Below are 24,927 nucleotides of genomic sequence, written 5' to 3'. Positions count from 1 at the left end.
ATTACTTATAATGATTGCAGTCAATAAAAGCCGGCTCTTCTGTATTTGAAGAGTTGGCTTTTGCTTTTTTATATCTAAATCTGTATTTTTGAGAAAAACAACACTGTATATGAGGCTCTTATTATCACTTCTTTTTGTATTGGGAATATTTACACCCAATAATGCCCAAATTACGTCTGTTACATACAAAACAGGAATAGCCGATTCTAACGGCAAGATTCTCATTCCTATGTCTAATGATACTGCATTTACCTTTATAGACCCTAATAATAGTAAGATGCTCCGGATTTTTGTTGGTGACAAAGTAGGTGTAATAGATATAGACGGAAGATCAATTATCCCTCTTGAGTACGAAAGTATTTATAATTTCTTTTATGACCGAACTTTGGCTAAGAAGAACGGGAAATGGGGTATTATAGACAAACAGGGGAATGTAATACAACCTTTTGAATTCGAGAATATAAGGTTCCATAGCAAAGAACTGGCATTTGCCTCGCTAAATGGTAAATATGGGACTATTGATACTAAAGGAGATATTAAGACTCCTTTCATATATGATAAGATTATAGTAGAAGATACATTTCTCTATAGTCTGGCTCCACATTTTCCCCAATATGCCGTTTTCAAGGATTACAGAGCCGGTGCCATCGATAGCACAGGAAGGTTGATTGTTCCCTGTAAATATGATAACATAGGAACTTATGACGGATTGTACACTTCGGTCGAAGATGACGGTAAATGGGGATATGTAGATACTTTGGGTAATATTGCTGTCCCGTTTGTATTTGATAAAGTATATCCCTTTGTAAATGATATTGCTGTTGTTGGAATTGATGATAAGTATGGCCTTATCGATCGAAAAGGCAAACTGGTCACCCCCTGTAAGTATAAATATATCGATGACAATCAACATGGATGCATGGAAGCATACAATGATACAGATGACGAATACATATTAATCAATAAGAAGGGGAAGGAAATCCGTCCCCGGTTTAAAGAAATCAATAACTATAAAAACGGCTTGTATGCTGTACATAAAGCCGAAGTATTGGACGAAAATGGAAACGAGCTTTATGCAATAGTGAATGCCCAAGGCAAAATGGTACAACCATTTCAGTACACCGATGTGTCAAATAATTTTGAAGACGGTGTACTTATTCTCAAAAAAAATAATCTGTATGGAGGAATCAATACCGAAGGCAAAGAAGTTATACCTTTTATTTATAATGAAACTTGGGATAACCAATTCACGCACGAGGTGCTCCGTGTCGTACGCGAAGATAAAGTAGGGCTTATTGATACATCAGGGCGGGAACTTCTGCCCTGCAGATTCGATGATATAGATTTCGCGAACTATTCAAAAATCACATTCACAGAAGAAGAGGTATATGGTGTCTTCGATACCGAACAGAAAAAAATACTCTTCACATCATCTGAATACGAAAGAATAAGGGTTAACTACGACAATATTATTTCAGCACAAAAAGACAATAAATGGGCGCTTATCAGTGCAGATAACCGGATTTTAACTCCTTTTATTTTCGACTATCTCGCATATGTATATAATGAAAATTTCATTGAGGTTGTACAGGAACAAAAGCGTGGACTGGTTGATTCTACAGGGCGGTCAATACTACCATGTATATATGACCAGATAGAAGTCTCTAAAGACGGAGAGATTATTATAGTAAAGAACGTAAAAGAGAGAAAAGAAATTCGATAGAATATTTCTCTTCTCCCTATATTTCGATATTAGAGGCCTTTATCTCAACAGTACCATCACACCTTTAGCGCCGTGTGCACCAACTACCAGCGACTGTTCGATATCGGCTGTTTTTGAAGGACCCGAGATAAATATTCCAAAACCATAATCGTTAAATTCCAGCTTGTTGTATGCTTCGTGCATATTGTTTACAATTTCATTCTTATCCAACAGTATCACCAGATATTCCGAGATAAAATAAACAACTTTCTGACGGACATTCTGAGGAACCCATACACAAGCATTTTCGGCAACACCCAATTCGCCTTTGATAATGCCTAAGTCTGTTCCATTCAGATCGTGAGGATCGTCTACGTTATCCGGATTCACTGTTGCTATACTAACTTCGGGCAGATTGGATGCTATCACCTTCGCTTCAGGATAAAGGGACTTGATTACTTCATTAACATCCTCTCCCGGAACCAGTAAGCGAGCATCGCCTCCTACAGCTTTACACATCTGCATAAACTTTTCGAGCTTATCTGGGTATTGTATCGCCGCAATATTATCCAGATCGGGCATATCGTATTTATCGTTTATATGCCGCCTGACATTGTTCAATATATCGTTTTTGCTACTCATTGTCTTTGTTTTTAATAGGTAAACATCCTGTTCATTTTTTCTTTTGTACTTTGCCTTTCTTCCACATAGAAGTGAACGATTCTTTAGCGAATTTCGGCAGTTCCCTGCCTTTGCCCCAATCATTCAATCCATTATAGATCATAAAGCGAGGCATGCTATTAACTATCGGAGCCATAGACAATGCCGTTTTATACAACGAAGGATGTGTAAACAAGAATTTCATACCACCCGACATCATCTTCTTCATTTTATCGGCTTTACCTAACGAGTCGAGCCCTTGCCTCCATCTGTATATCTGATCTGCGAGATCTATCTTGGCAGGACATACGTTATTACATGAATAGCACAGTGAACATGCAGACACATTATCCGAGTATTCTTTTGGATTTTTCAGCATACCCAGATTGATTCCGATAGGGCCCGGAATAAAATAGGTATACGAATATCCTCCACTCCGGCGATATACCGGACAGGTATTCATACAGGCACCACAGCGAATACATTTCAAAGTCTGAATGTGCTCTCTATTTCCTAAGATCTCGCTTCGTCCGTTATCTACAATCACGATGTGCATTTCACAACCTTCGCGGGGTTTACGGAAGTGCGACATATATGATGTTACGGGTTGCCCTGTTGCCGAACGTGCCAACAAACGGGAATATACACTCAACGCCTTGTGATTAGGTATTAATTTCTCCAACCCCATCGACACGATATGTACTTTAGGTAAGGATGTACCCATATCGGCATTACCTTCGTTGGTACAAACGACTACATCTCCGGTTTCGGCTACCCCGAAATTACATCCGGTCATACCTACATCGGCAGTCATAAACTCGTTTCGCAAATGCTGACGCGCGGCACGGGTAAGGTATGTAGGATCGCTGTTTCCCTTTTCAGTTCCGAGTTTCACCTCAAACAGTTTTCCTACTTCCTGACGTGTCATATGTATAGCCGGCATCACAATGTGGCTGGGCGGCTGGTTATCGAGCTGAAGTATGCGTTCACCCAGGTCACTTTCGACTACATCGATGCCTCTTTGCTCGAGATAAGGATTGAGGTGACATTCTTCGGTCAGCATCGATTTACTTTTCACCAGCTTCTTTGCATTGTGGTCGGAAAGTATCTTATATACAATTTCGTTATGCTCTTTATCGTCCTTGGCCCAGTGTACAATCACCCCATTAGCTTCCGCTGCTGCGGCAAATTGTTCGGCATACTTATCCAGATGAGAGATCGTATGCATTTTTATCTGGCTCGACAGTTCTCTCAATTGCTCCCATTCAGGGACATCCTTAGCCATGTTATCTCTTTTGGCGCGTACCATCCAAAGAGTTTCATTGTGCCAAGACTCTTCTTTCTTATTCGATATGAAGCGTGTTGCAGCTTCTGCATGTTTTGTACTCATAATCCGGCAGCTAAAATTTGAATGACATGAATAAACTTAATGGGTAGTTTTTCTCTGTTAACCACTCCTTGCATATGCATCAGGCAAGAGCTGTCAGCACCAGTAATATATTCAGCTCCCGTATTTATATGGTTATGAACTTTGTCTTGTCCCATACATACCGAAACCGCAGGTTCTTCGATCGAAAACATTCCTCCGAAACCACAGCATTCATCTACTTTCTCCGGTTCGAGTACCGTTACCCCTTCTACTTTAGCCAACAGGTCTTTGATTTTAGAATAACGAGGTTCCATTAATTCACTGGCTGATGACAGGTGTAACTCGCGCACTCCGTGGCAGCTATTATGCACACTCACTTTGTGAGGGAATTTTCCGGGAAGTTTATCTACTTTCAATACATCATGCAGAAATTCGCAGATGTCATATATTTTGCCGCTCGTCTGACAAAGATGCTGTTCTTTGCCCAGTATCTTCGGATAGTTTTCTTTCACAAATACAGCACAACTTGCCGATGGGGCAACAATGTACTCGTATTTGTCAAATAACTTCTCGAATTGTTGAGCCAAAGGTAAAGCTTCGTCTTCAAACCCGGCATTTGCCATCGGCTGTCCGCAGCACGTTTGGTCCAGCGGATAGTCGACTTCTACTCCGAGCGAATCAAGCAACTTGTAAGATGCCACCCCCACCTCCGGGAATATGGCATTTACATAACATGGAATAAATAGTCCGACTTTCATTTCTATATAGTTTTTAGTTGTTTTCGTTATTATAATGCTCACTGAACAATCTAATTGTTAGAATACTACAGTCCCCATGATCTTAGGTACAAGGTATACCATCAAACCGGCAACTATAATGTATCCCAATGCGTATGGTATAGCTTTCTTCATTATCTCACCTTCGCGGCCCTGTAATCCACATGCAGATGTTGCTACGGCAATACTCTGAGGCGATATAATCTTACCACCTGTGGCTCCTGCGGTATTAGCTGCTGCCAGCCAACTCGGATCTGCACCTGTTGTATGCGCCACAGATGCCTGTAACTTACCAAACAAGATATTAGAAGAAGTATCACTACCAGTAAGAAACGTACCCAAACATCCGATAGTAGGAGCAAACAACGGATAAAGAGACCCTGTTGCAATAGCTAAGGCAAGCCCTAACTGAGAGATCATTCCGGAGAAATCCATTATAGACGATAATGCGATCAGAGAACATACAGTAACAATAGTTTTACGTTGCTGCTTAATAACTGTTCCCAGAAGCTTTATTAACTCAACAATTTTTGCACCCTGAACCAGTCCTCCTAAAATAGAGCCTAAAAATAACAATACTCCGGCATCTATCAGCCACGAGATCTTAACTGACCTCACAACCTCTGCATTAGTTACAGCATCAAATATATTGAACTTGAATGTTGTGGATAGCAAGGGAGCCAGCTCATTCCTTAATGGTAATAACGGGCTTGTAAGGATTACAAGGATAAGAATAAATCCATAGACACTCCATGCATTGATAATCTCCCCGAAACTTCTTTTCGGAAATTTTGCTTTCAATTCCTTATCTTCAGCTGTAGATGTTAATTTAGCATATACGATAATAGCAATAATAGAAGCGATACTACCCAAGATAGCAGGGGTTTCGGCTCCCATATAACGGGCAGCAATATATTGGGTTACAAGAGATACAACACCAACGATCACACTCAGCAGGATATGCTTCGGCAAAGCCTTAATCCGTGGATCGGTCATAAATACCAATACAAAAGGAATCAATATCATCAAGGGTGACAATTGTAATACGACCTGTGTACTTAATGTCTGTACATCTGTTACACCTGCTTGCTCGGCAAGAACTTTAACCGGAGTACCAACTGCACCAAAGCCTGTTGCCACACTATTGGCTATAAGGCTGGCGACAGCCGAGAATATCGGCTTAAAGCCGAGGCTAATTAGTATTGCAGCCGGTATCGCAACAGCTGTCCCAAAGCCGGCCATACCTTCCAATAGTCCACCAAAACCCCATGTAAGTAGCAGTACCTGAATACATTTGTCTGATGATATGGACGAAAACTGCTCCTTCAGCACCTCCATTTTACCCGTCTTTACCAATACATTATAACTAAATATTGCCATAATGATAATAATCAGGATTGGGAAGATCGCTTTCAGAACTCCATAAACAAAAGAAAGGCCTGTATCCGCTATTGGAAAACCAAATGCAAATAAGGCTAAAACGATGGTCGTAGCTAATGTGATGAGGGCACTCTTATCGCCCGCCATTTTCAGAAAACCCATTAGAACAATCAATAAAAGAACCGGAATAATTGCGAAAGCAACATGTCCCCATGAGACATCCAAATTTCCGGTTAATGCAGTGTTTTGTAAAATAATGTTTAGTAGTGTTACCATGGCGTACAATTTTATCGGGTTATAATAATATATCCGTTATTTGTCTTTCAGTTGATCACGCAAATTATAAAAATTTCCCGACAAATCAGTCTGTTTCCCGTATGTTATATTGCAGGTTTAGCCAGATTTCTCTACTTTCTTTTGTTGAGAAAAAATGGCTTCCATAAGCTGTTTTTCTATCCTTTTACTATACCTTTGTCACAAAGAACACTCACAATGCACACAAACGACAAAAAGTACAAACTACTATCCGATGGAGAGAAGTTGACTCCTTCTGTAATAGGAGTTATTCCTTACCAAAATCACGGGTTACCCGAAATCAGAGAAAAGCTCTGCTCCTATTCCTTTAATAATAACATACGTATCCTGTCTGTCGACGATGCTCACCTAGCAGATACCTGTAACAAAAGAGGGTATACCGTCACTCTTGAGTATGAAAGGAACATTTATACTATACAGATTTCTATAGTCAAAACCGACAATATTAATTTTCAGGATTTCGGACTGGATGACATGATTGACGAAGGTGAATTCTTATCAGCAATTACCAGTACCGAATATATCGAAATACGGATGATGTTCGGAAAAAATCCGCTAAAATCATTTCATTGCCAGCTCCAACTTTCATATTCCCTTATCCCAGATGCCTGGATGGTTATAGACTGTGCAACCTATAGGGTACTTCCGCGAAAATGGTTAAAACTGGCTGCTAAATCGAAAACTCCCCCTTCACCGGATTATCTTTATTCATTGCACGCTGTATACGAAGAAAAAGAAGGGTACAGAAATTATTGGTTCAAAACACACGGACTCTTGCGATGCGGTTTTGTAGATCTTGAGATATTGAATATCCGTTCGGGAGAACAGCAGATGTATGACCTCATAAACAATGTGGTAAAACGATTCTTATACAATCCGCCACTCGAAAATGAAAAGTTCACAATCGGATTTGACGGGCTACAGATCAACCTAACATGGATACGATGGGAACGTGCCTTAGCTTATTTTTCAGAAAACATACTAGGTGGAGATGAGGACAGATACAGTGATGAAATAAAACACCCGGATCCGTCCGGTATTCTTTTTGCCATTGAAGATGGAAACCTGATCTCTCCCGAAATATATGCACGGGCATTATCCAATAATCCCATACTATTTATATCCGAAGAAGAAACCTGCCGCATGGGTAATCTGGCAAGAGAACGGTATCCTTTCTTTTTTGATTTATTTTCTAAATTCCTGACAACCCGGAATTCTTCTTTCCTGAAAAAACTAGTGAATAATACCAGATTAAAACCAAAGGAGGATTGGTTTTTCTGGGCGAAAATAGGATTAATTATTGATGATGCAAAAAATGAAACCGAAAAAGAACATCTATGGTTCACTGTAATTGATGCCGGAGAGTGTAACATCAGATGTCAGCTAATAAACGACCCTTATTGGATATCGAATATTTATAAAGGTGATATCCGGACTTTTCCGACAGAAATGATTACCGACTGGCTGATTGCCGACAAAGATGGTAACCAATATACTCCTGATTCGATCTATCAGTTACTGGATTAGTTTACTTTAGAGATTTTACCTCCGTCAAAAAAGTTCAGAATATTTTTTGCTACCTCACGCTGCATATCGTGACGGGCATCGAGTGTTTGTGTTCCTGCGTGCGGAGTCAGAACAACGTTATCCAGTTTGAAAAATTCGGGATTGATCTTCGGTTCTGTTTCATAAACATCAAGGCCTGCCCCGTATATTTTGTTCTCTTTCAAAGCTTCTATTAAAGCGGTCTCGTCTACGGTAGAACCTCTGGATGTATTAATAAGCACTGCCGAAGGTTTCATCTTGGCAATAGCTTTCGCATCTATAATATGATATGTTTCGGCAGTTGCCGGAGCATTTACCGAAATATAGTCCGATTCGCTTAACAACTCCTCAAAACTTACATATCTTGCATGGTACTGCTCCTCTATTGCAACATCAACCGGTTTACGGTTGTGGTAAACAATATTCATCCCTGAAGCAACAGCACGCCGGGCAATAGCCTGCCCTATACGTCCCATACCGTATATACCTAAGGTCTTTCCATATAGCGAAGCACCCAGATTATCATATAATCCCCAGCCAATATTTTCGACTTCGCGTAACTTGTTATTAAAGAATCCTATCTTACGGGCTACAGCATGCATCAATCCGAAACAAAGTTCGGCAGTAGGCTCTAATACCGAATCGGGGGTATTAGTAACTACAATACCTTTTTGTGCGGCATAATCAACATCAATGTTATTAAACCCCACACCATAATTAGCTATCAACTTTAGGTTAACAGCCTTTTCTATGATTTCTTTGTCTGTAAAAAAACTGAAATTAGGAATGAATACATCGTAGTCTCCTATTATCTCCAGTATCTGTTCCTTCTTGAAATAACGTTTTTCAGGATAAGTTATATCAAACCGGTCTTCGAGTATATCGAAAGGCTCTCTATGAAAGTTGTGTCCTGATAAAATCTTCTTTTTCATAATCCAATCTTTTTACCCAGTCTATTACTCTTTACAGCCGGATCCAAACTCTGGAAGTTCTTTAAAACGGCAGATCGTCGGCGCTGTCTCCACTGAAATCTGCCGGTGCAGCAGGAGGAGCTTGCTGATAATTAGGAGCAGGAGCTGATGCTGGAGCACCATAACCACCACCGGCCATTGGCGCAGCTATTTCTACTTTCCATGCTCTGATATCGGTATACCAACGTCCATTATATTCACGACTTTCGACATCGAATGATATATCTAATATATTACCTATTTGAAGTACAGACTCATCGGCTTTATCACCCCATATGGAAATACATACCTTTTTAGGATATTGGCCATCTGTCTCAACTATAACGTCTTGTTTTCTCCACTCTCCATTTTTACCCATTCCTGACTGAAGAGGTAATAACTGAACTAATTTAGCAGTTAATTGCATAACAAATTTGTTTTTTTAATAAGATGAGCTCTTATCTCATCTCTGTCTCCAATGAGCAAAGGTACAAAAAACTACTCATTTGCGAGTTCATTATCCTGACTTTCTGTCTGCTCGTCATTATCGGAGTTTTCCTTTTTATTTATAAAACTCTGATAATAAGATATCAGCAATGTAGTCATCGGTATCGCAATAATCATGCCCGCTATACCCATCAGAAATCCCCAAATAGATAAGGAAAGTAAAATTATCGCAGGATTCAACCCCATTGCTTTTCCCATTATCCTGGGCACCAGAATAATATCAATTATACATTGGATAATGATATATATAAGCAATACCATACCGACAAGCGCCCAAAAACCCTGTCCGGTCTGAGACGCCTTCAACCAACATAGTAAAATAGCCGGCCCTATACTGATAATATGCATATACGGTATCATATGCAGGACACCTATACATACACCCAAAACAATAGCCAAAGGCAAGCCTACTATCTGGAAACCGATGGCAAACAGGATTGCGACAATCACACATATAAGAGCCTGATGGCGGAAATAAGTATTCATACTTTTTTCCACATCAGCTGTAAGTTTACTTACTCTGGGACGATGACGCGGAGGCACCATATCCATCCAGAGTTTATTCACTTTATCATAGTCGAGCAAAATAAATATCATATAAAGGATCACAATAAACACAACTGTGAATCCCAGTATAAAAGATATTCCGCTCGATAGCATATTCTGTACGGTTGGCATAATATACTTCAGAGTCTCAGTCGCATTTTCGGTAGATAAGGTATCCCGTAAAGACTGAAAATCGACATGTTTCTCTATAAAATCATGCACGCTAAGTGGTATTCCATTGATCTCAAGTGACTGTAACTGGTAGGTCGCTATCAGGTTGTTTATCTGAAATATTTCTCTCTCTATCAATGGAGTAATCCCCATAAATAGCAGCACAAGGGCTCCGATCAGTAATACAAACGTAAGCATCACAGCCAGATAGCGTTTCTTCAAACGTAACTTATCCTGAAGAAAACGCACAATCGGATTAAGTAAATATGCAATCAGCCAAGCGATAAGGAAAGGAAGCAACACACTCCGCAGGATATAAATCAGATAAATCCCGGCAGCAAGCAATAATACGCTTATAGTTAAACGAATAACTCTATCAAATGTAAATGGACGGTCAAAACTGTTACCCATAAGGAAATGAAGTCTTTTTAAATATTTTATCTTTGCAAAGATATTTTTTTTCGTACAGATTGGGTAACAATTCGATAAGAATTAATTTACAGATAGAGATTTGTACTAAATATGAATCCTCAATTTATATTAGAAATATGAGATATATACTATTAGTCCTTTTTACAGGTATTTTCAGTATTACAGGTTTCGCCCAGAATACAGCAGCAATAAATACTTTCGTAAACACTCAGGGATTTGAGAACGCATTACTCGGATTCTGCGTCAAAGACCTGAACGGCAAAGAAGTCGCTTCTTATAATAAAGATGCCGCCCTGACTCCTGCCTCAACCCTCAAGATAGTAACAACCGCAACAGCCTTAGAAGTTTTGGGCGATAACTATAGTTTCCCTACTACCCTGAGCTTAGATGCCGGCAATCCTCAGCGGCTTATTATCCATGGATATGGCGATCCCACACTGGGAAGCGAACACATCGGACGGGGTGCCAACGATTGGTTAAATGACTGGATTATACAGATAAAGAAAAAAACCGGATCGGATCTGCCTATCGACATATACATTGACGACAGCTATTTCGGTTATACAGGAGTTTCCTCCAAATGGCTACAAGAAGACCTTGGTAATTACTTTGCTGCCGGAACATACGGCATCAGTATATACGACAATCTTTACCGGTTGTACTTCAACACAGAGTCTTTTGACGAAGCTCCACGTATTGTAAAGACACAGCCCGATATGCCTGAACTGATTTTTCTTAATACATTAAAAACCAATAGTAGTAGCCAAGACAACGGATATATCAACGGACAACCATTCAGCAACTACAGGACTTTAGTAGGAGATATCCCGGCAAACCGCAAATCATTTTCGATAAAAGGCGATATTCCCGATCCGGGATTAATGCTTGGCAATATCCTCTCGCAGAGACTTAGTGAAGAAGGATACACTATTGGAAATATAAGTACAGCACGTACCCAATATTTTGAACAAATGTATAATACTTTCAGGTTGGCCTATAATAACGAGAATCTATTCTACACACACCTTTCTCCCGATTTAAAACTAATCATCAGGGTTATCAATGAAAAAAGCAATAATCATTATACCGAACACCTGATGCGTACAATCGGGCGTACCCTAGGCAATAAAGACTCATACACAAACCCCTTGCCTGAAGGCATTACGCAAACCGGATTATTCTGGCAGAGTAAAGGTATAGACACAAACTCTATGCACATCTATGACGGATGCGGACTTGCTCCATCCAATGCCATAAGTGCACAGATGTTGTGTGATATACTGGTATATATGAAGACTCAGAGCAAATACAGTGAATCTTTTTACGAGTCATTACCTAAAGCCGGAAAAGAAGGTACGGTACGCAATGTTCTGAAAGGTACACGCTTGGAGGGCAAAGTAGTGATGAAAAGCGGAAGTATAGCGAATGTGCAGTGTTTTGCAGGTTACTACATCGATGGTAATAAGAAATATGCCTTTTCGGTTATGGTAAATAATTACAATAGCCCCCGCAGACAAACTGTGAAGGCTATTGAAACTTTGTTATTAAATACTTTTTGAAAGTGTAAGTCGTTTTCTTTAAGACAAACCTTTCATCGGGTATATTTTAATCAACTTTATTCTGAACCAAAGTGTTGTATATGCCGGGATAACAACATAATTGGATGATGTACGGGCTGTACCACCATATGCCAACACGTAAGGGATACAAACGTCACGTTCTTCGCCTGTTACCATATCCTGTATAAGAGTAGACCAACCCTCGATCATACCTCCGATATAGTTATTGGAAGAAGAACTGGTTGTAGCCGGGTTCACCGCAAGATAACGGGTTTCTTTATTAGGATTTCCGGTTCCGTTTATTGTACTGGTCAAGGATTCGTTTTCAGTTGAATCGAAAATAACTTTATCTCCATCCTTGTTAAAATACCAGCCTTCATACCTGACACCTACAGTATCTGTAAATTCGGGCTTACCTGTTACAGTCACACGGATTGAGGCTGAAGGATTATCCGAATCTGTAATCACAGTCGATTTTTTCCAATATACTTTTCCTCCGCCTGTTTGAGATTCCAATCCAGTTAAGGACGCATCTGCAGCAGCCTGATTAAAACGGGTATCATTCAAGGCTTTCCATTCTTCGTCGATTTCCACCTCATCATCATCGTTATTCAAGCAAGATGTAGCAAAAAATAGGCTGAATGCAAATAGTACGAAAAATATCGAGTATGTTTTCTTCTTCATTTGAAAATATTAATCAATGATTATTTGTCGCAAAAATAGGACATTTTGAGTGAAGTCTCTTATAAAAAATGTAAATAAAAGAAGAAGAGCCGAATTACAGCCCTCCTTCTTATATAATAAATCCTAAAAAAATTATCAGATAAGCTTTTTCAACAAGCTCTTCATACTAACCTGTTCCGATATAATATTCGACAATTGATCTATAGCGACACGCTCCTGAGTCATAGTATCGCGGTAACGGATAGTAACTGTATTGTCTTCTAATGTCTGATGATCGACTGTTACACAGAAAGGTGTACCGATAGCATCGTGACGGCGGTAACGTTTTCCGACACTGTCTTTTTCATCATACTGGCATTTGAAATCGAATTTTAAAACATCCATTATTTCGCGTGCTTTTTCGGGTAATCCGTCTTTTTTAACCAGAGGAAGAATGCCCAGCTTAATCGGAGCAAGTGCTGCCGGAAGCCTCAAGACCACACGGTCTTCACCGTTTTCCAGTTTTTCTTCGAAATAAGACGCTGCGATAGTGGAAAGGAACAAACGATCTACCCCTATCGATGTTTCAACAACATACGGAGTATATGATTTATTCAACTCCGGATCGAAATATTGTAATTTTTTACCCGAGAACTTTTCGTGGCTGCTCAAGTCAAAATCGGTACGCGAATGGATTCCTTCTACCTCTTTAAAACCGAATGGCATTTCGAACTCTATATCAGTAGCAGCATTCGCATAGTGTGCCAATTTATCATGGTCGTGGTAACGGTATTTAGCATCGCCATAACCTAAAGCTTTATGCCATTTCATACGGACGTCTTTCCATTTACGGAACCAATCAAGTTCTTCGCCCGGACGTACGAAAAATTGCATTTCCATCTGTTCGAACTCGCGCATACGGAATATAAACTGACGGGCTACAATCTCGTTACGGAAAGCCTTTCCTATCTGAGCGATACCGAAAGGAATCTTCATACGGCCTGTCTTTTGCACATTCAGAAAATTTACAAAAATACCCTGTGCCGTCTCAGGACGCAAATATACTTTCATCGCACCGTCTGACGTAGAACCCATTTCCGTCGCAAACATCAGGTTAAACTGGCGTACTTCAGTCCAATTGCGTGTTCCACTTATAGGACATACTATTTCGCAGTCTATTATGATATTACGAAGCTCTTCAAGATTCGAGTCATTAAGGGCTTTCGCAAAGCGGGCATGTACCTCGTCCCTTTTTGCCTGATACTCTTTAACCCGAGCGTTTGTTTCGCGGAACATTGCCGCATCGAAACTATTACCGAATTTTTTTGCTGCTTTTTCTACTTCCTTTTCGATCTTTTCATCGATCTTAGCCAGATAGTCTTCAACAAGTACATCGGCACGATATCGTTTTTTACTATCTTTATTATCAATCAAAGGGTCGTTAAATGCATCAACGTGACCTGACGCCTTCCAGATAGTCGGGTGCATAAATATAGCCGAGTCAATGCCCACAACGTTTTCGTTGAGTAATACCATACTATCCCACCAATATTTTTTGAGATTGTTTTTCAGTTCGACTCCGTTTTGACCGTAATCGTAAACAGCTCCCAATCCATCATAAATTTCGCTCGATGGAAATACGAAACCATACTCTTTACAGTGCGAAACAATTTTCTTGAAAACGTCTTCTTGTGCCATATTGTCTTTTAAGTCTACATTCCGGGGCATAAAAGCCCCTATTTTTTACTATTTCTTTTCGAATCAGCAAAGTAAATGCTTTTTTTGCAAATTTCCCTTAAATAATCTGCGATATAGAGAGCGAAAATATGAAAGTGATATTTTTTTCTTTATTTTTACGGATAAAGTTTTAGGTATTACGATTTTGTTCAGGTAAATATTAATTTAAAAACATTTTGTATGAGAGCACTGCTTGGAGTTTTAATTACAATAATAGTTTTGACCGGATCTACATTAACCGTGCTGGCCCTTTGGGGAATACAACCTATATCGTGGACTATTGTCTGGAAGTCGGGTGCTACTATCGGGGTGCTATGTGTCACCGTTCTGCTTGTTTATCTTTTTTATTTTCTGTTCTTTAAGAACTACCATAAGAAATGATATCCGATTACAGCCTGACTTGCCAAACTCCTGATATTTACCGTTTTTTTATATCTTTGGCATCTAATTCGCTTTCTTTTATTTTTGAACGCTGCACTTATTAATTCATGATAATAACAAGATTACAAGGAGGATTAGGAAACCAGATGTTCCAATATGCTGCCGCAAGACAGCTAGAAACAGACTCTTATAAAAATGTCTTCTTCGATTTAAACTTTTTGAAAAAAAATCATATTTCATCAGATACATTTACCGCCCGTCACTTTGAATTGAGTATATTCAATAATCTGCGAGCCAGCTATCTGTCTGATGATCTATATATACAATTATTCTCTTACGGATTCAAAAACCGGATCAGGCGTTTTCTTACGAATAGCAGGCCGGATGTTATCAGGCAAACTGCAAACAGGCAAACAATTCATATATCAAGAAAGAAATATGTATATATGGATGGCTATTTTCAGTCGGAGGTGTACTTTAAAAATATCAGACAGGATATTTTACGGGACTTTACTTTTCCTCAATTAGATTCCTTAAACGAGTCACTTAGAGAGAAAATGAGCCAAGAGGTTTCGGTCAGTATCCATATTCGCAGGGGAGATTACCTGAAAGCATCCATCAGTAAGGAGCATAATGTGTTACCTCTTGAATATTATAAGAAAGCTATAGAAAAATTAATAGGCTGCCATTCGGATACAAATCCATTGTCTTTTTATATATTTTCGGATGATCCGTTATATATTAAAGAAAACTTTGGCTTTCTTAAACCATATAATCTCATCGAACATAATACAGGAGCCGACTCATGGAAAGATATGTGCCTTATGCAGGCTTGTAAACATCATATTGTAGCTAACAGCTCTTTCAGCTGGTGGGGAGCATGGCTCGCTGACGACGAGGGGCTTACCTTCGCTCCATCCAAGTGGAATAACTCTACAACTAATATCCATGACTTTATTCCTGAAAGCTGGTCTGTAATTGAAATTTAAAAACAAACGCAAATGAAAACATTTGGTCTTATTGGTTTTCCTCTTAAGCATTCTTTTTCTTACCGGTTTTTCGGTGAGAAGTTTAAAAAAGAAGAGATTGATGCCCAATACCTTAATTTCGAAATAGCCAATATCGGTATGCTTAGCGATATTGTAAACGAATACTCTAAATTACAGGGGTTGAACGTTACCATCCCTTACAAAGAACAGGTCATACCTCTTCTGGATGAGATGGATACTACAGCAGCGGCTATCGGAGCTGTAAATGTGATAAAAATAACCCGTAGGGAAGGAAAAGTGCATCTGAAAGGTTATAACTCTGATCTTATCGGCTTCCAGCGATCTATATCACCTCTTCTCGATCCGGCAATTCACCTGAAAGCCTTGATTCTGGGAACAGGGGGTGGATCTAAAGCAGTCGAATATGGGCTCAAGCATCTGGGATTAAGTACCCAGTATGTATCCCGCACAAAGAGGGACGGAGTCCTCACATACGATGAACTGACTAAGGATGTAATGGATGAATATAAGGTGATAGTGAATGCGTCTCCTGTAGGAACTTTTCCGAATGTAGATGAATGCCCGAATATCCCTTATGAATATATAGGTAAAGACCATCTTCTCTTCGACCTGGTATACAATCCTCCGTTGACTAAGTTTCTGGATCTGGGAGAAAGGCGGGGCGCCAAAATAAAGAACGGTGCTGAAATGCTGGAACTACAAGCCATGGCAGCTTGGGAAATCTGGAATCAATAAATATCTGAAATCATAAAGAATAAAAAGGAAAGCCTATTTTCAGGTTTCTCTTTTTATTCTTTCATTTTTTTGTATGCTTTCGTCTTCGTTCGTCAAAAGCCGAGATCAGCAGATAAACACTGCAAACCGATGTCACAAATATGATCGGCAGAAAAACCGGAGTCGACAACAAAGCTTCGCTGCCATAAGTCATATACACAGCCAGTACAATAGCTCCTACAATTGTATACATAACCCCTAGTACCGGAAAGATAGTGGTAAATAATGATCCGGAGTCTTTCGCTTTTTTACGTACTAATGCCGATTCGGTCTCGATCTGCCTCATTATTCTGTATCGCAGATTGTCTCCGGCCTTTTCTCCTGTACCCGAAAACAAGTGGCGCAATTTATCTTCATTTTCTTTACTCATAACTTATTTCTTCTATTAAAATTCAAAATTGTTCTTTTTGCATTACCCTGCCTAATGTTTCAGCAAAACGTTTTCTGGCTCGATGCAACTTTACTTTGACATTGGATTCGCTAAGCGCCATTATCTGTGATACATCTTTCACCGAATTTTCTTCTAGATAAAAGAGAGTCAGTATCAGTGCCTCATCTTTGGGCAACATGCCCAATGTACGGTTTATTACTTCTTTTCGCTCTTGTTCTTCGATCTGTGCCAATGGATTCCAATCTTCCGAATGGTTGTCGTCATCTATATGCTTGTAATCGACAAACTCGGTATTAAAACCTGTCGCGCTTATATGGGTCAATGCTGTATTATAAACAATACGATAAAACCATGTCGAGAATTTACTGTCCAACCTAAAGGTATGCAGGTTATGATAAGCCTTCACAAAAGCATTCTGTACGATATCCTCTGCATCCTGCCTGTTTTCACAGATACGATAGGCGATAGTTACCGCCATATCCTGATAGGTATCCACAAAATGGGCAAAGGCGGACGTATCCCCCTTTAGCACTTTTCGTATCAGTTGCTTCTCATCCATCTTTTACTCGTCCAGGTCTTTATCTTTGATCACTAAGTAGAACAAGACGTATGCCAATCCCAGAAACAGAAGGACACAGGCTGCCAGAATAAAAAATCCGGACTCTTCGCTCATGTTAGTCACATTTTGCAATATTACTCCTAAAATGAGCCCGATAGCAATACCGGCACAAAGAAAGCCGTTGCGTAACGATCTGTATTTATTGGGGGTTGGTTTACCTTGCGATGGAGGAACAATGCCTTGTTTTATCAGCTCCATATTTTCCCGGTGCTTGCTACGCATCGAAGATAACCCCAGAAACATCCCGAACCCAATGGGTAAAGCTACTGTAGACAGTATAGCTATAATGGGAACCAGTTCATCTATTATTTCCATAATTATTATATATTTGATTTCATTAATATGACCAGACAAAGATAATTCAGGTTACACTTTTTTGCTATTATTTTGAGAAAACTCATCTTTTATTGAAAATGTAACCCAATAAAAGGCAATGTAAGCCAATCCTAAAAATAGAAGAATACAAGCAGCGAGCACAAAAAACTCATTGCTCCTTCCGAAATCAGTAAGATCCTGCAACACCATTCCTAAAATAATCCCGACGGCAACGGCAACACATACAAATCCATTTCGCAAAGACCTTAGTTTATTAGGGATAGGTTTACTCACTTCATCCGGAATCACTCCTTGCTTTATCAATTCCATACTTTCGGCATGTTTATTACGCATCCCCGTTAAACCTAAGAACAAACCGAATCCAACAGGTAATGCTACTGACGATAATATTGCAATTACAGGTACCCAATCTCCGCTATCCATGATATTTTATTTTTTTAATTAATAATTTGTTTTCATGAATATGACCGGGGGTATTCTTTTTAGGTTACATTTTTTCGGATTATTTTTGTTATAAACCCCTCCAATTTAGTCAAAACGATGTGGTTTTGTTTTTTCCATATCAGCTACATTTATACAATACATCTTAGATGCAGGTACATTTTCCTTTAATCCGCCGAGTATATATAAAGAACCATTATCAAATAGCATTTCGGCATTTGACACCTCAATATCGACATGATACCCTATCAGTTCCCGATTGTGTATATCATATGTAAATAACTTTCCGCTATCATATATATAAACAGTACCATTACCGTTGTAGGCTAAAGCCGGACGTTCTATTACATAAGGTAATTTATCTACCACGTTAAACTGCCCGGTAGTGATATCGTAGGTAGATATGGAAGACAAAGCCCGTTCGCGATAACCTCCTACCAGATAAATTTTATTTCCGGCTATAATACCTTTGGTTTCCTCTCCATGTTCTTTGGGCAGGTCGGGCATCTCATACCAGAGACCGGTACTCAGGTCGAGAAGATGTACTTTATTGGTATATTCCTTTACTATCTGATTAGTCAGTTCCCTATACTTTACCGATCCTCCTAATACTATAATATTGTTATCGACCAGTACCGATGCAAAGTTAACTGCCTGATGCGGATTTGCCTCAGCTGTAAGCACCGTATCCTGCGCAATAGTATATACTTCAACTTTATCGTTCAACCGCTCGAGTTTTATATTCTTTGATAATTGTTTTCCTCCGAGTACATATATTTTTCCATTGTTGTAGTGGACATTATGAAAAGCTCTTTTCGACAATTTATGAGGCGATAAGCTCCACGAATCAGCCAATATATCATAAACATATATCTTGTCGCTATGCCTGTATAACTCTATAGCAATATCACCTCCGACCATTCCTTTCATACTCTCTCCCCGGTAGTTATCATCGAGAAAGGAGCTTTCGGCTGTCCGGGCGTTTATCGACTGGTCTCCGCCCATTATATATATTTTACCTTCGGCTAGTGTTACGCCAAAATAAGACAGCTCGTCGGGCATAGATGACAGTTCTTTAAATTTTAAAAGTGCCAGCAAATCGGGCTGTGCATCGGCTGTAACGGTCACCTGCCCTAATGTCTCGGCCTTTTCTTTCAGCAGAACCTCGTTATTTGCCTTCTTTATCTGATCAACAGCTATTTCCAAGGGAGCATAACCGACTATAGTAAATAACAGGATATCTTTATCCGAAATATTTTTAAACCTTTTCAGGCTGAAAGCTCCATTATTGTCGGTCATTACCTGTCTGTCTGTATTTTTGAGCGATACCCCTACCCCTGCTAAAGTCTCACCGGTCATAAAGTCTTTTACTACTATTCTATCCTGTGCAAGTATACATAACGGAATAAGAAAGAAAATGAGAAAAAATTTGAGATGAGTGTTCATGTGTGCTTAAATTTAAGATTAAATTGCTTAAAGATAAACCATTCTGTTAAAACAACAACATCATTACAACCAATAGATGCATCTCAACATGATAAGATAGGATAAATCCTCTTATTTTTATTCTAAGTGGGTATTTGTTCTGCGAATTCGTTATTTTTGTGTTTATAACTAACACTACATATTAATGAAAAACATATTATTGATATTTTCCTTTCTATTTCTCTTAGTGTCTTGTTCCAACGATGAGCCATCGGATTCTAATAGAGGAGGAAACCATCCGGAAGATTCCGGTTTTGTTCGCCTTGGAATAAACACATCAGCCAAAGATGCTAATATTTTCGAGAATGTCCAATTTACCTTATATCCAGACAGAGATTGTACTATGCTGGAAGTAAGGGAGTCATACGATTCTCTGATTTGGATTATTCCTGAACTAGACGGGCTTTTCGAAATAATGAGGACTTCTGAATTTACATTCTCATGGGGACATAGTTTTTCGTCCGAAGGCAAATACCACACAATACTGCAAGGATTCAAAGACAAAAAAATGGTATTAGCCGATACCATAATCGTTAATATTAAAAATGGACGTGAAATACTGGGCTACAACTGGAAAGATATAACTGAGAGCCAAAGCGCTATTTATGGTACAACAAACATCCTTGATTCCCGGTATAGTATTTACACAAGAAAATTATACGAAAACGAATCGCCTGCATTGGAAATATATTTTCAATTGGAAAGTACAGCGACAATCCCTCATGATGAGCAAAAAAGATTCTATGAACAGGAACAAGAGAAAATAATCTATGATTATATCACCGGACTATACGATATACCGAAACTAAGTTACGATAAGGATAGGGAAGCTATTACAGATATGTATAAAAACACGTTTAAAAAAGGGGATAAAAATCTTCTTCCAAAATATATCTGGGAAACCAATACATCCAGAATTGTCTTACTCGAGGTATATGATGAGTGGAATGAATGGCATAGTCATTTTGTTATTGCGGAACCTAAAAATTGAGGTTGCACTATGGCAAGTACAACCTCAACCTTTTAAATTATGTAGTAATTCACCCTTTTACAACCATACATAAGCTATCTGCTAATGCAGTTACCGAATGGATTACATTTACCGGAATACCCACTTCGTCGTATTGAGTAAGCATTACAGTTTTATCTCCTTCTTTATAAATTACCTTCCCTTCGAGAACCACGAGGCGTGCGGGAATATCTGTTTTGTGGTCATCCAACACCATCTTATCTTTAAACCCAATAAGTATTAGCTTAAATTTATCACCACTTTTTAAGACACGTGGAACAGGGCGTTTTGCCGATTCCAATTCTTTTTTTATAATTTTAATTGTCATTTTTCCAGTTATTTCAGTTAGTAGGTCTAAGACCTTAATATATATGTTTCGACTAAAAGTTCATTCTGTTTACTCCAGCATTTATAACCTTTGTTTTTCAGTATATCTATGATCGGAACCGGGACAAACGGTGTTATCAGTTTCAGCACCTGTTGATTTTCTAACTGTGCCGCCCGGGATAATATCTGGTTCATAGGGCTTCTTCCCTGCTCTATTACAGAACATACATCCATAACATCTGTTACTCCCTGAATATTTATCCAGTCCGGTTCTGGCTGAGTAAGCAAATCTGCGCCATCTGTATCCGTGGTAGCAGGCATAAGGTTTGCAGCCTTACGTAAAGTAGAAATCAGGAATCCTGCATCAATACCACCTACTTCAGCGACTTGTTTTAAAGACGCTACTTTAGCCACTGTCCTCCTGAGGATCGGATTTTTCAACTTGGCAAAAGCAGGAGACATACTCAACAGTACATCTTCGAGTTCGGGATAGTATTGCAGAATCTCTCCAACCTTAGTTTGCAGTGTTATATCCGGCTTTTCCATATCAGTGTGACGAATATGAGAGTAAACGCTGTTCGCCTTCCAGTTTTCGTAAAGCAGTCAGATCCTGGGTACATTCTACAACTCCCAGATATTCGCCGTTCTCTCCTCTCATAGCAATATACTCGATATATATAAACTGTCCTTTGAAATTGATCCAGAATGCAGCTCTCGATTCCTTTCCACTTTTAAAGTCATTCAATATCTGTTCTACAACATGTACGCTTCCGGGAGGATGGCACAGCTGAACACTGCGACCAATAATAGCCCTGTTACGGTCAAATATCCGGTGTGGCCCCAAAGAGAAGAACTTCACTCTATCATCCTTGTCTACAAATGTAATATCCATTGGTAAAAGGTTGAAAAAGGCTGTCAATTCGTCTATCGAAAAACTACCGGTGGGCAGTTGTACATTTCCGTTTCCGGAATACGAAACCTCACCAACTTGAATATCTTCGGGCTGCCACTTGTACTGCGGATCATAAAGGCAAAAACCAAATTCGAGTGTCTGTTGGTATATCTGGTACCACTCTATATCGGTCAGTGTATCCATGCACATAGGTAAAAGAATTTCTTCTTCTTTCATTATCATACCTTCCAGCGAAGCCAGTACAGGCTCTAGTGTATATACGATAACCGTACATAAATCCTGAACGGAAATTTCCTCTTGTATATCGAGTACTTCATGTGCGGCTTTCAACAACTCCCTTGTTTCGTCATGTTTTCCCCACATTACTTTGGGAGGGCCTGTTATCCCGTGTTTCTCCAGAAATGGGAATAACAGGTATTCTTTTCGGCGGTAATGCTTGTCCACATCCGAGAGGGCATTATACAAAGCTTTTAGTTTCAACAGAAAACCTTTAACCTCGGAAGCCTCTAAGCCCGGTACTTTTTCAAACAGAGCCCGTACTTGTGTAATCACTTTTTCCAGCTCTCTATTCTCTTTTTTGAATGTATCCACAGGATGCCCTGCAGGTACAGGTTTTGCGTGAGTTTGCTCGATACGCCCGTCTAAAACTGCTGTGTGAATATCACAAAAGCGTAACACTTCCTCCTCAGGTAAACCTTCGGATATAAGTTCTTGTTCTACTTCTACTACTTCATTATAAGGTACGGTTCTTAGATACTCTTCCAATCTCTTTCTTACTACATCAGGAGCTTCGCCCGAATGTAGCTGTAAGATAAGATGTTTGAGAAGTTCTTTCCGTTTTGCTGAATTATTAATTAGTTCACTCATAAGTGATAAGGTATTATATTTTGTATATAACAAAAATAGATACTCCGGATACCTCAAATTTGTATCATTTGTTACAGTAGCAATAAAATTTCCAACAAATAATTAAATTCTTGTTTTAATCATTTGTTTAAATCAAAAATTTAATCTTCTTTTGTAACATTAAATAGAGGAAAAGGAATGGAAAAAGACATAACAACAGAAGAAAGAATAAAGGAAGCTGCTCGCCGACTATTCCAGCAAAAGGGTTATGGAATGACTAAGTCGAGGGACATAGCAGAAGAAGCGGGAATAAATCTTGCTCTGCTCAATTACTATTTCAGAAGTAAAGAGAAGCTTTTCGAGCTAATCATGGGTGAAAGCCTTCATAATTTGATCGCATTCCTGAGTGGCATAATGAATAATGAAAAACTCAGCCTTCCCGAAATGATAGACCGGATAGTAGAGAAATATATAGACCTTCTGATCGAGAATCCAAATCTTCCGTTATTCGTATTAGGGCAAATACAGGCTGATCCCGGAAAATTTATCGAAAAATCAGGTTTTCCTTTGAACATTGTAAAAACAAGCCGACTACAGAGATTGTTAGAAAAGCAGATCGAAGATTCCGGATTGAAGGAGGTAAGCCCTACACATATAATAATAAATGTAGTTTCGATGACAATCTTTCCGTTTATAGGTAAGCCTTTGCTGTTAAGCATATTTGGATTAGATGAAGAGTCATACTGGCAATTTATAAGCGAGAGACGAAAATTAATACCCAAAGAGATCAAGACATTCTTAAAAATGGAAATATGAAAAAGCTCTTATCATATATTGTTGTTTCACTGATAGTAATAAGCAGTTTACCTGCACAGACTATACAATTGACTTTAGATGAATGTCAGTCGAAAGCCCGTGACAATTACCCGCTCATCAAACAATATGGGCTTATCAGCCGGTCGGAAAAATTTAACCTCGAAAACGCAGGAAAAAGTTACCTCCCGCAAGTAACCCTCAATGCACAGGCTACATACCAGTCGGATGTGACTAAACTACCTATCGATATATCTCAATTCGGAATGGATATTCCGTCCATGAGCAAAGATCAGTACAAAGCGACAATCGATATCAATCAGGTCATATGGGATGGAGGACAAACCTCGGCTCAACAGGGAATTATTAAAGCAAACACCGCAGTAGAACAGCAAAGCCTGGAGGTAAATTTGTACCAGATACGGGACCGGGTAAACCAGCTATATTTCGGTATCCTTTCTATAGATAAGCAGATCGCGATTCTTAAACTAAATACCGAAAGCCTGAATACAACTCTCGACTTCGTGAATGCCTCGTTTCGAAACGGAACTGCCATGCAATCAGATATAGATGCCATTCAGGTTGAGATCCTCAATATTGAGCAACAAACGACCGAATTAAAAGCTTCGCGGAAATCTTATACTGATATGTTATCTGTTTTTATCAAACAAGAGATTACGCCGGAACACCAATTGACAACTCCCAATTCAGCCATAGTTGCCGAACAAAATAACCGTCCCGAGCTTTTCTATTACAACAAGCAATTAGAACTGCTCAACAAACAGGAAACAGCTATCTCTGCCAAGAATATGCCTAACATAGGGCTGTTCACTCAAGGAGGATACGGACGTCCAGGATTAAATATGCTCGAAGACCAATTTAAGTTATTCGCTATCGGTGGTGTGAAACTCACCTGGAAATTCGGAAACCTATACACAAAAAAGAATGAGCAGAGGCTGATAGAAACACAACGGCAACTTGTAAACATTCAGGAAGAAACATTCTTATTCAATAATACAATGGAATCTTCGCAGACATCGAACGAAATACAGAAGTATAAGAACTTATTAGAAAAAGACACGCAGATAATCGCTCTACGGGAAAGAGTGAAAAACGCCAGCGACAGCAAATACCGCAACGGAATATATACCATAAACGACCTGATAAAAGATATTAATGCCGAAAATCAGGCACGACAAACCATGGCTCTGCACGAGATACAATATTTATACAGCATATACAATTATAACAACATCAAAGGTTACTGATT

General features: G+C 39.2%; 26 protein-coding genes. 9 read left to right on the top strand and 17 right to left on the bottom strand.

All coding sequences use genetic code 11. The features are described from left to right. The first annotated feature begins 109 nt into the window (after positions 1 to 109). Positions 110 to 1,723, top strand: a complete 1,614-nt coding sequence (locus BUC12_RS00895; RefSeq protein WP_082141841.1) for a WG repeat-containing protein — start codon at positions 110 to 112, stop codon at positions 1,721 to 1,723. A gap of 39 nt (positions 1,724 to 1,762) precedes the next feature. On the opposite strand, the gene BUC12_RS00890 is transcribed toward BUC12_RS00895, so the two are convergent. From BUC12_RS00890 to BUC12_RS00875, 4 genes are read right to left on the bottom strand one after another with little or no spacing between them, the layout of a single operon-like run. Then, positions 1,763 to 2,344 carry a LutC/YkgG family protein gene (locus BUC12_RS00890; RefSeq protein WP_062175294.1) on the bottom strand — a complete coding sequence of 194 codons (582 nt, stop codon included), beginning with the start codon at positions 2,342 to 2,344 and terminating at the stop codon, positions 1,763 to 1,765. 31 nt (positions 2,345 to 2,375) lie between these two features. Beyond that, positions 2,376 to 3,752, bottom strand: a complete 1,377-nt coding sequence (locus BUC12_RS00885; RefSeq protein WP_062175293.1) for a lactate utilization protein B — start codon at positions 3,750 to 3,752, stop codon at positions 2,376 to 2,378. Next, positions 3,749 to 4,489: a (Fe-S)-binding protein gene (locus tag BUC12_RS00880; RefSeq protein WP_062175292.1), complete on the bottom strand. Its 741-nt coding sequence runs from the start codon at positions 4,487 to 4,489 to the stop codon at positions 3,749 to 3,751. The genes BUC12_RS00885 and BUC12_RS00880 overlap by 4 nt, the downstream gene beginning before the upstream one ends. Positions 4,490 to 4,546: 57 nt before the next feature. Continuing rightward, entirely contained in the window at positions 4,547 to 6,163 is a 1,617-nt protein-coding gene (locus BUC12_RS00875) for an L-lactate permease (protein WP_073357274.1), read from the bottom strand. Positions 6,164 to 6,379: 216 nt separating this feature from the next. Here BUC12_RS00875 and BUC12_RS00870 point away from each other — a divergent pair, with 216 nt between their 5' ends. After that, entirely contained in the window at positions 6,380 to 7,729 is a 1,350-nt protein-coding gene (locus BUC12_RS00870; RefSeq protein ID WP_062175291.1) for a DUF4026 domain-containing protein, read from the top strand. On the opposite strand, the gene BUC12_RS00865 is transcribed toward BUC12_RS00870, so the two are convergent. The 3 genes from BUC12_RS00865 to BUC12_RS00855 form a co-directional block, all read right to left on the bottom strand. After that, on the bottom strand, positions 7,726 to 8,679 hold the full coding sequence (locus BUC12_RS00865) for an NAD(P)-dependent oxidoreductase (protein ID WP_062175290.1): 954 nt from the start codon (positions 8,677 to 8,679) through the stop codon (positions 7,726 to 7,728). The two genes, BUC12_RS00870 and BUC12_RS00865, sit on opposite strands and share 4 nt — an antisense overlap. A gap of 61 nt (positions 8,680 to 8,740) precedes the next feature. After that, complete coding sequence (locus BUC12_RS00860) at positions 8,741 to 9,124, bottom strand: DUF3127 domain-containing protein (RefSeq protein ID WP_062175289.1); 384 nt, start codon at positions 9,122 to 9,124, stop codon at positions 8,741 to 8,743. Between the two features lie 71 nt (positions 9,125 to 9,195). Then, the gene (locus BUC12_RS00855) at positions 9,196 to 10,332 is read right to left on the bottom strand and encodes an AI-2E family transporter (protein ID WP_062175288.1); all 1,137 of its coding nucleotides are present in this window, start codon (positions 10,330 to 10,332) and stop codon (positions 9,196 to 9,198) included. Positions 10,333 to 10,469: 137 nt separating this feature from the next. On the opposite strand from BUC12_RS00855, the gene dacB reads away from it, so the two are divergent. Further along, positions 10,470 to 11,912, top strand: a complete 1,443-nt coding sequence (dacB, locus tag BUC12_RS00850; RefSeq protein ID WP_062175287.1) for a D-alanyl-D-alanine carboxypeptidase/D-alanyl-D-alanine endopeptidase — start codon at positions 10,470 to 10,472, stop codon at positions 11,910 to 11,912. 18 nt (positions 11,913 to 11,930) lie between these two features. Here dacB and BUC12_RS00845 read toward each other — a convergent pair whose 3' ends face one another. Both BUC12_RS00845 and BUC12_RS00840 read right to left on the bottom strand, forming a co-directional pair. After that, positions 11,931 to 12,596 carry an FKBP-type peptidyl-prolyl cis-trans isomerase gene (locus BUC12_RS00845; RefSeq protein WP_062175286.1) on the bottom strand — a complete coding sequence of 222 codons (666 nt, stop codon included), beginning with the start codon at positions 12,594 to 12,596 and terminating at the stop codon, positions 11,931 to 11,933. A 135-nt stretch (positions 12,597 to 12,731) separates the two neighbouring features. Continuing rightward, the gene (locus tag BUC12_RS00840) at positions 12,732 to 14,273 is read right to left on the bottom strand and encodes a glycine--tRNA ligase (protein ID WP_062175828.1); all 1,542 of its coding nucleotides are present in this window, start codon (positions 14,271 to 14,273) and stop codon (positions 12,732 to 12,734) included. A gap of 219 nt (positions 14,274 to 14,492) precedes the next feature. On the opposite strand from BUC12_RS00840, the gene BUC12_RS00835 reads away from it, so the two are divergent. From BUC12_RS00835 to BUC12_RS00825, 3 genes are all read left to right on the top strand, one after another. Beyond that, entirely contained in the window at positions 14,493 to 14,693 is a 201-nt protein-coding gene (locus tag BUC12_RS00835) for a hypothetical protein (protein WP_062175285.1), read from the top strand. Between the two features lie 107 nt (positions 14,694 to 14,800). After that, positions 14,801 to 15,682: an alpha-1,2-fucosyltransferase gene (locus tag BUC12_RS00830; RefSeq protein ID WP_062175284.1), complete on the top strand. Its 882-nt coding sequence runs from the start codon at positions 14,801 to 14,803 to the stop codon at positions 15,680 to 15,682. A gap of 12 nt (positions 15,683 to 15,694) precedes the next feature. After that, complete coding sequence (locus tag BUC12_RS00825; protein WP_062175283.1) at positions 15,695 to 16,438, top strand: shikimate dehydrogenase family protein; 744 nt, start codon at positions 15,695 to 15,697, stop codon at positions 16,436 to 16,438. A gap of 61 nt (positions 16,439 to 16,499) precedes the next feature. On the opposite strand, the gene BUC12_RS00820 is transcribed toward BUC12_RS00825, so the two are convergent. The 5 genes from BUC12_RS00820 to BUC12_RS00800 form a co-directional block, all read right to left on the bottom strand. Further along, positions 16,500 to 16,847 carry a hypothetical protein gene (locus BUC12_RS00820; protein ID WP_062175282.1) on the bottom strand — a complete coding sequence of 116 codons (348 nt, stop codon included), beginning with the start codon at positions 16,845 to 16,847 and terminating at the stop codon, positions 16,500 to 16,502. A 22-nt stretch (positions 16,848 to 16,869) separates the two neighbouring features. After that, positions 16,870 to 17,427: an RNA polymerase sigma factor gene (locus BUC12_RS00815; protein WP_062175281.1), complete on the bottom strand. Its 558-nt coding sequence runs from the start codon at positions 17,425 to 17,427 to the stop codon at positions 16,870 to 16,872. 3 nt (positions 17,428 to 17,430) lie between these two features. Then, the gene (locus tag BUC12_RS00810) at positions 17,431 to 17,802 is read right to left on the bottom strand and encodes a DUF6249 domain-containing protein (RefSeq protein WP_062175280.1); all 372 of its coding nucleotides are present in this window, start codon (positions 17,800 to 17,802) and stop codon (positions 17,431 to 17,433) included. Between the two features lie 51 nt (positions 17,803 to 17,853). Then, positions 17,854 to 18,246: a DUF6249 domain-containing protein gene (locus BUC12_RS00805; RefSeq protein ID WP_062175279.1), complete on the bottom strand. Its 393-nt coding sequence runs from the start codon at positions 18,244 to 18,246 to the stop codon at positions 17,854 to 17,856. Between the two features lie 105 nt (positions 18,247 to 18,351). Beyond that, complete coding sequence (locus BUC12_RS00800; RefSeq protein WP_082141840.1) at positions 18,352 to 19,710, bottom strand: Kelch repeat-containing protein; 1,359 nt, start codon at positions 19,708 to 19,710, stop codon at positions 18,352 to 18,354. 184 nt (positions 19,711 to 19,894) lie between these two features. Between BUC12_RS00800 and BUC12_RS00795 the strand changes: the two genes are divergently transcribed. Next, complete coding sequence (locus BUC12_RS00795) at positions 19,895 to 20,740, top strand: hypothetical protein (RefSeq protein ID WP_062175277.1); 846 nt, start codon at positions 19,895 to 19,897, stop codon at positions 20,738 to 20,740. A 49-nt stretch (positions 20,741 to 20,789) separates the two neighbouring features. Here BUC12_RS00795 and BUC12_RS00790 read toward each other — a convergent pair whose 3' ends face one another. The 3 genes from BUC12_RS00790 to BUC12_RS00780 are packed head-to-tail and all read right to left on the bottom strand — an operon-like array spanning position 20,790 to position 22,865. Beyond that, entirely contained in the window at positions 20,790 to 21,086 is a 297-nt protein-coding gene (locus BUC12_RS00790) for a cupin domain-containing protein (protein ID WP_062175276.1), read from the bottom strand. 26 nt (positions 21,087 to 21,112) lie between these two features. After that, the gene (locus BUC12_RS00785) at positions 21,113 to 21,631 is read right to left on the bottom strand and encodes a DUF1858 domain-containing protein (RefSeq protein ID WP_062175275.1); all 519 of its coding nucleotides are present in this window, start codon (positions 21,629 to 21,631) and stop codon (positions 21,113 to 21,115) included. Position 21,632: 1 nt separating this feature from the next. After that, the gene (locus BUC12_RS00780) at positions 21,633 to 22,865 is read right to left on the bottom strand and encodes a DUF438 domain-containing protein (protein WP_062175274.1); all 1,233 of its coding nucleotides are present in this window, start codon (positions 22,863 to 22,865) and stop codon (positions 21,633 to 21,635) included. A gap of 177 nt (positions 22,866 to 23,042) precedes the next feature. Here BUC12_RS00780 and BUC12_RS00775 point away from each other — a divergent pair, with 177 nt between their 5' ends. Beyond that, positions 23,043 to 23,660, top strand: coding sequence for a TetR/AcrR family transcriptional regulator (locus tag BUC12_RS00775; RefSeq protein ID WP_062175273.1), 618 nt, complete (start codon positions 23,043 to 23,045; stop codon positions 23,658 to 23,660). After that, on the top strand, positions 23,657 to 24,925 hold the full coding sequence (locus tag BUC12_RS00770; RefSeq protein WP_062175272.1) for a TolC family protein: 1,269 nt from the start codon (positions 23,657 to 23,659) through the stop codon (positions 24,923 to 24,925). The genes BUC12_RS00775 and BUC12_RS00770 overlap by 4 nt, the downstream gene beginning before the upstream one ends. Positions 24,926 to 24,927 lie beyond the last annotated feature (2 nt).

This window comes from Indolivaga macrotermitis, assembly GCF_900128985.1.
GTDB lineage: Bacteria > Bacteroidota > Bacteroidia > Bacteroidales > Dysgonomonadaceae > Dysgonomonas_A > Dysgonomonas_A macrotermitis.
Note: the sequence above shows the minus strand (reverse complement) of the source record. Positions and strands in the feature narration are given on the sequence as shown.

Bases quoted from the DNA above. Each gene is read 5' to 3' on its own strand.
- BUC12_RS00785 (WP_062175275.1), bottom strand. From the start codon at position 21,631: ATGGAAAAGCCGGATATAACACTGCAAACTAAGGTTGGAGAGATTCTG.
- BUC12_RS00815 (WP_062175281.1), bottom strand. From the start codon at position 17,427: ATGGATGAGAAGCAACTGATACGAAAAGTGCTAAAGGGGGATACGTCC.
- BUC12_RS00855 (WP_062175288.1), bottom strand. From the start codon at position 10,332: ATGGGTAACAGTTTTGACCGTCCATTTACATTTGATAGAGTTATTCGT.
- BUC12_RS00880 (WP_062175292.1), bottom strand. From the start codon at position 4,489: ATGAAAGTCGGACTATTTATTCCATGTTATGTAAATGCCATATTCCCG.
- BUC12_RS00870 (WP_062175291.1), top strand. From the start codon at position 6,380: ATGCACACAAACGACAAAAAGTACAAACTACTATCCGATGGAGAGAAG.
- BUC12_RS00820 (WP_062175282.1), bottom strand. From the start codon at position 16,847: ATGAGTAAAGAAAATGAAGATAAATTGCGCCACTTGTTTTCGGGTACA.
- BUC12_RS00795 (WP_062175277.1), top strand. From the start codon at position 19,895: ATGAAAAACATATTATTGATATTTTCCTTTCTATTTCTCTTAGTGTCT.
- BUC12_RS00800 (WP_082141840.1), bottom strand. From the start codon at position 19,710: ATGAACACTCATCTCAAATTTTTTCTCATTTTCTTTCTTATTCCGTTA.
- BUC12_RS00865 (WP_062175290.1), bottom strand. From the start codon at position 8,679: ATGAAAAAGAAGATTTTATCAGGACACAACTTTCATAGAGAGCCTTTC.
- dacB (WP_062175287.1), top strand. From the start codon at position 10,470: ATGAGATATATACTATTAGTCCTTTTTACAGGTATTTTCAGTATTACA.
- BUC12_RS00775 (WP_062175273.1), top strand. From the start codon at position 23,043: ATGGAAAAAGACATAACAACAGAAGAAAGAATAAAGGAAGCTGCTCGC.
- BUC12_RS00885 (WP_062175293.1), bottom strand. From the start codon at position 3,752: ATGAGTACAAAACATGCAGAAGCTGCAACACGCTTCATATCGAATAAG.
- BUC12_RS00860 (WP_062175289.1), bottom strand. From the start codon at position 9,124: ATGCAATTAACTGCTAAATTAGTTCAGTTATTACCTCTTCAGTCAGGA.
- BUC12_RS00780 (WP_062175274.1), bottom strand. From the start codon at position 22,865: ATGAGTGAACTAATTAATAATTCAGCAAAACGGAAAGAACTTCTCAAA.
- BUC12_RS00875 (WP_073357274.1), bottom strand. From the start codon at position 6,163: ATGGTAACACTACTAAACATTATTTTACAAAACACTGCATTAACCGGA.
- BUC12_RS00810 (WP_062175280.1), bottom strand. From the start codon at position 17,802: ATGGAAATAATAGATGAACTGGTTCCCATTATAGCTATACTGTCTACA.
- BUC12_RS00835 (WP_062175285.1), top strand. From the start codon at position 14,493: ATGAGAGCACTGCTTGGAGTTTTAATTACAATAATAGTTTTGACCGGA.
- BUC12_RS00825 (WP_062175283.1), top strand. From the start codon at position 15,695: ATGAAAACATTTGGTCTTATTGGTTTTCCTCTTAAGCATTCTTTTTCT.
- BUC12_RS00895 (WP_082141841.1), top strand. From the start codon at position 110: ATGAGGCTCTTATTATCACTTCTTTTTGTATTGGGAATATTTACACCC.
- BUC12_RS00790 (WP_062175276.1), bottom strand. From the start codon at position 21,086: ATGACAATTAAAATTATAAAAAAAGAATTGGAATCGGCAAAACGCCCT.
- BUC12_RS00770 (WP_062175272.1), top strand. From the start codon at position 23,657: ATGAAAAAGCTCTTATCATATATTGTTGTTTCACTGATAGTAATAAGC.
- BUC12_RS00805 (WP_062175279.1), bottom strand. From the start codon at position 18,246: ATGGATAGCGGAGATTGGGTACCTGTAATTGCAATATTATCGTCAGTA.
- BUC12_RS00845 (WP_062175286.1), bottom strand. From the start codon at position 12,596: ATGAAGAAGAAAACATACTCGATATTTTTCGTACTATTTGCATTCAGC.
- BUC12_RS00890 (WP_062175294.1), bottom strand. From the start codon at position 2,344: ATGAGTAGCAAAAACGATATATTGAACAATGTCAGGCGGCATATAAAC.
- BUC12_RS00830 (WP_062175284.1), top strand. From the start codon at position 14,801: ATGATAATAACAAGATTACAAGGAGGATTAGGAAACCAGATGTTCCAA.
- BUC12_RS00840 (WP_062175828.1), bottom strand. From the start codon at position 14,273: ATGGCACAAGAAGACGTTTTCAAGAAAATTGTTTCGCACTGTAAAGAG.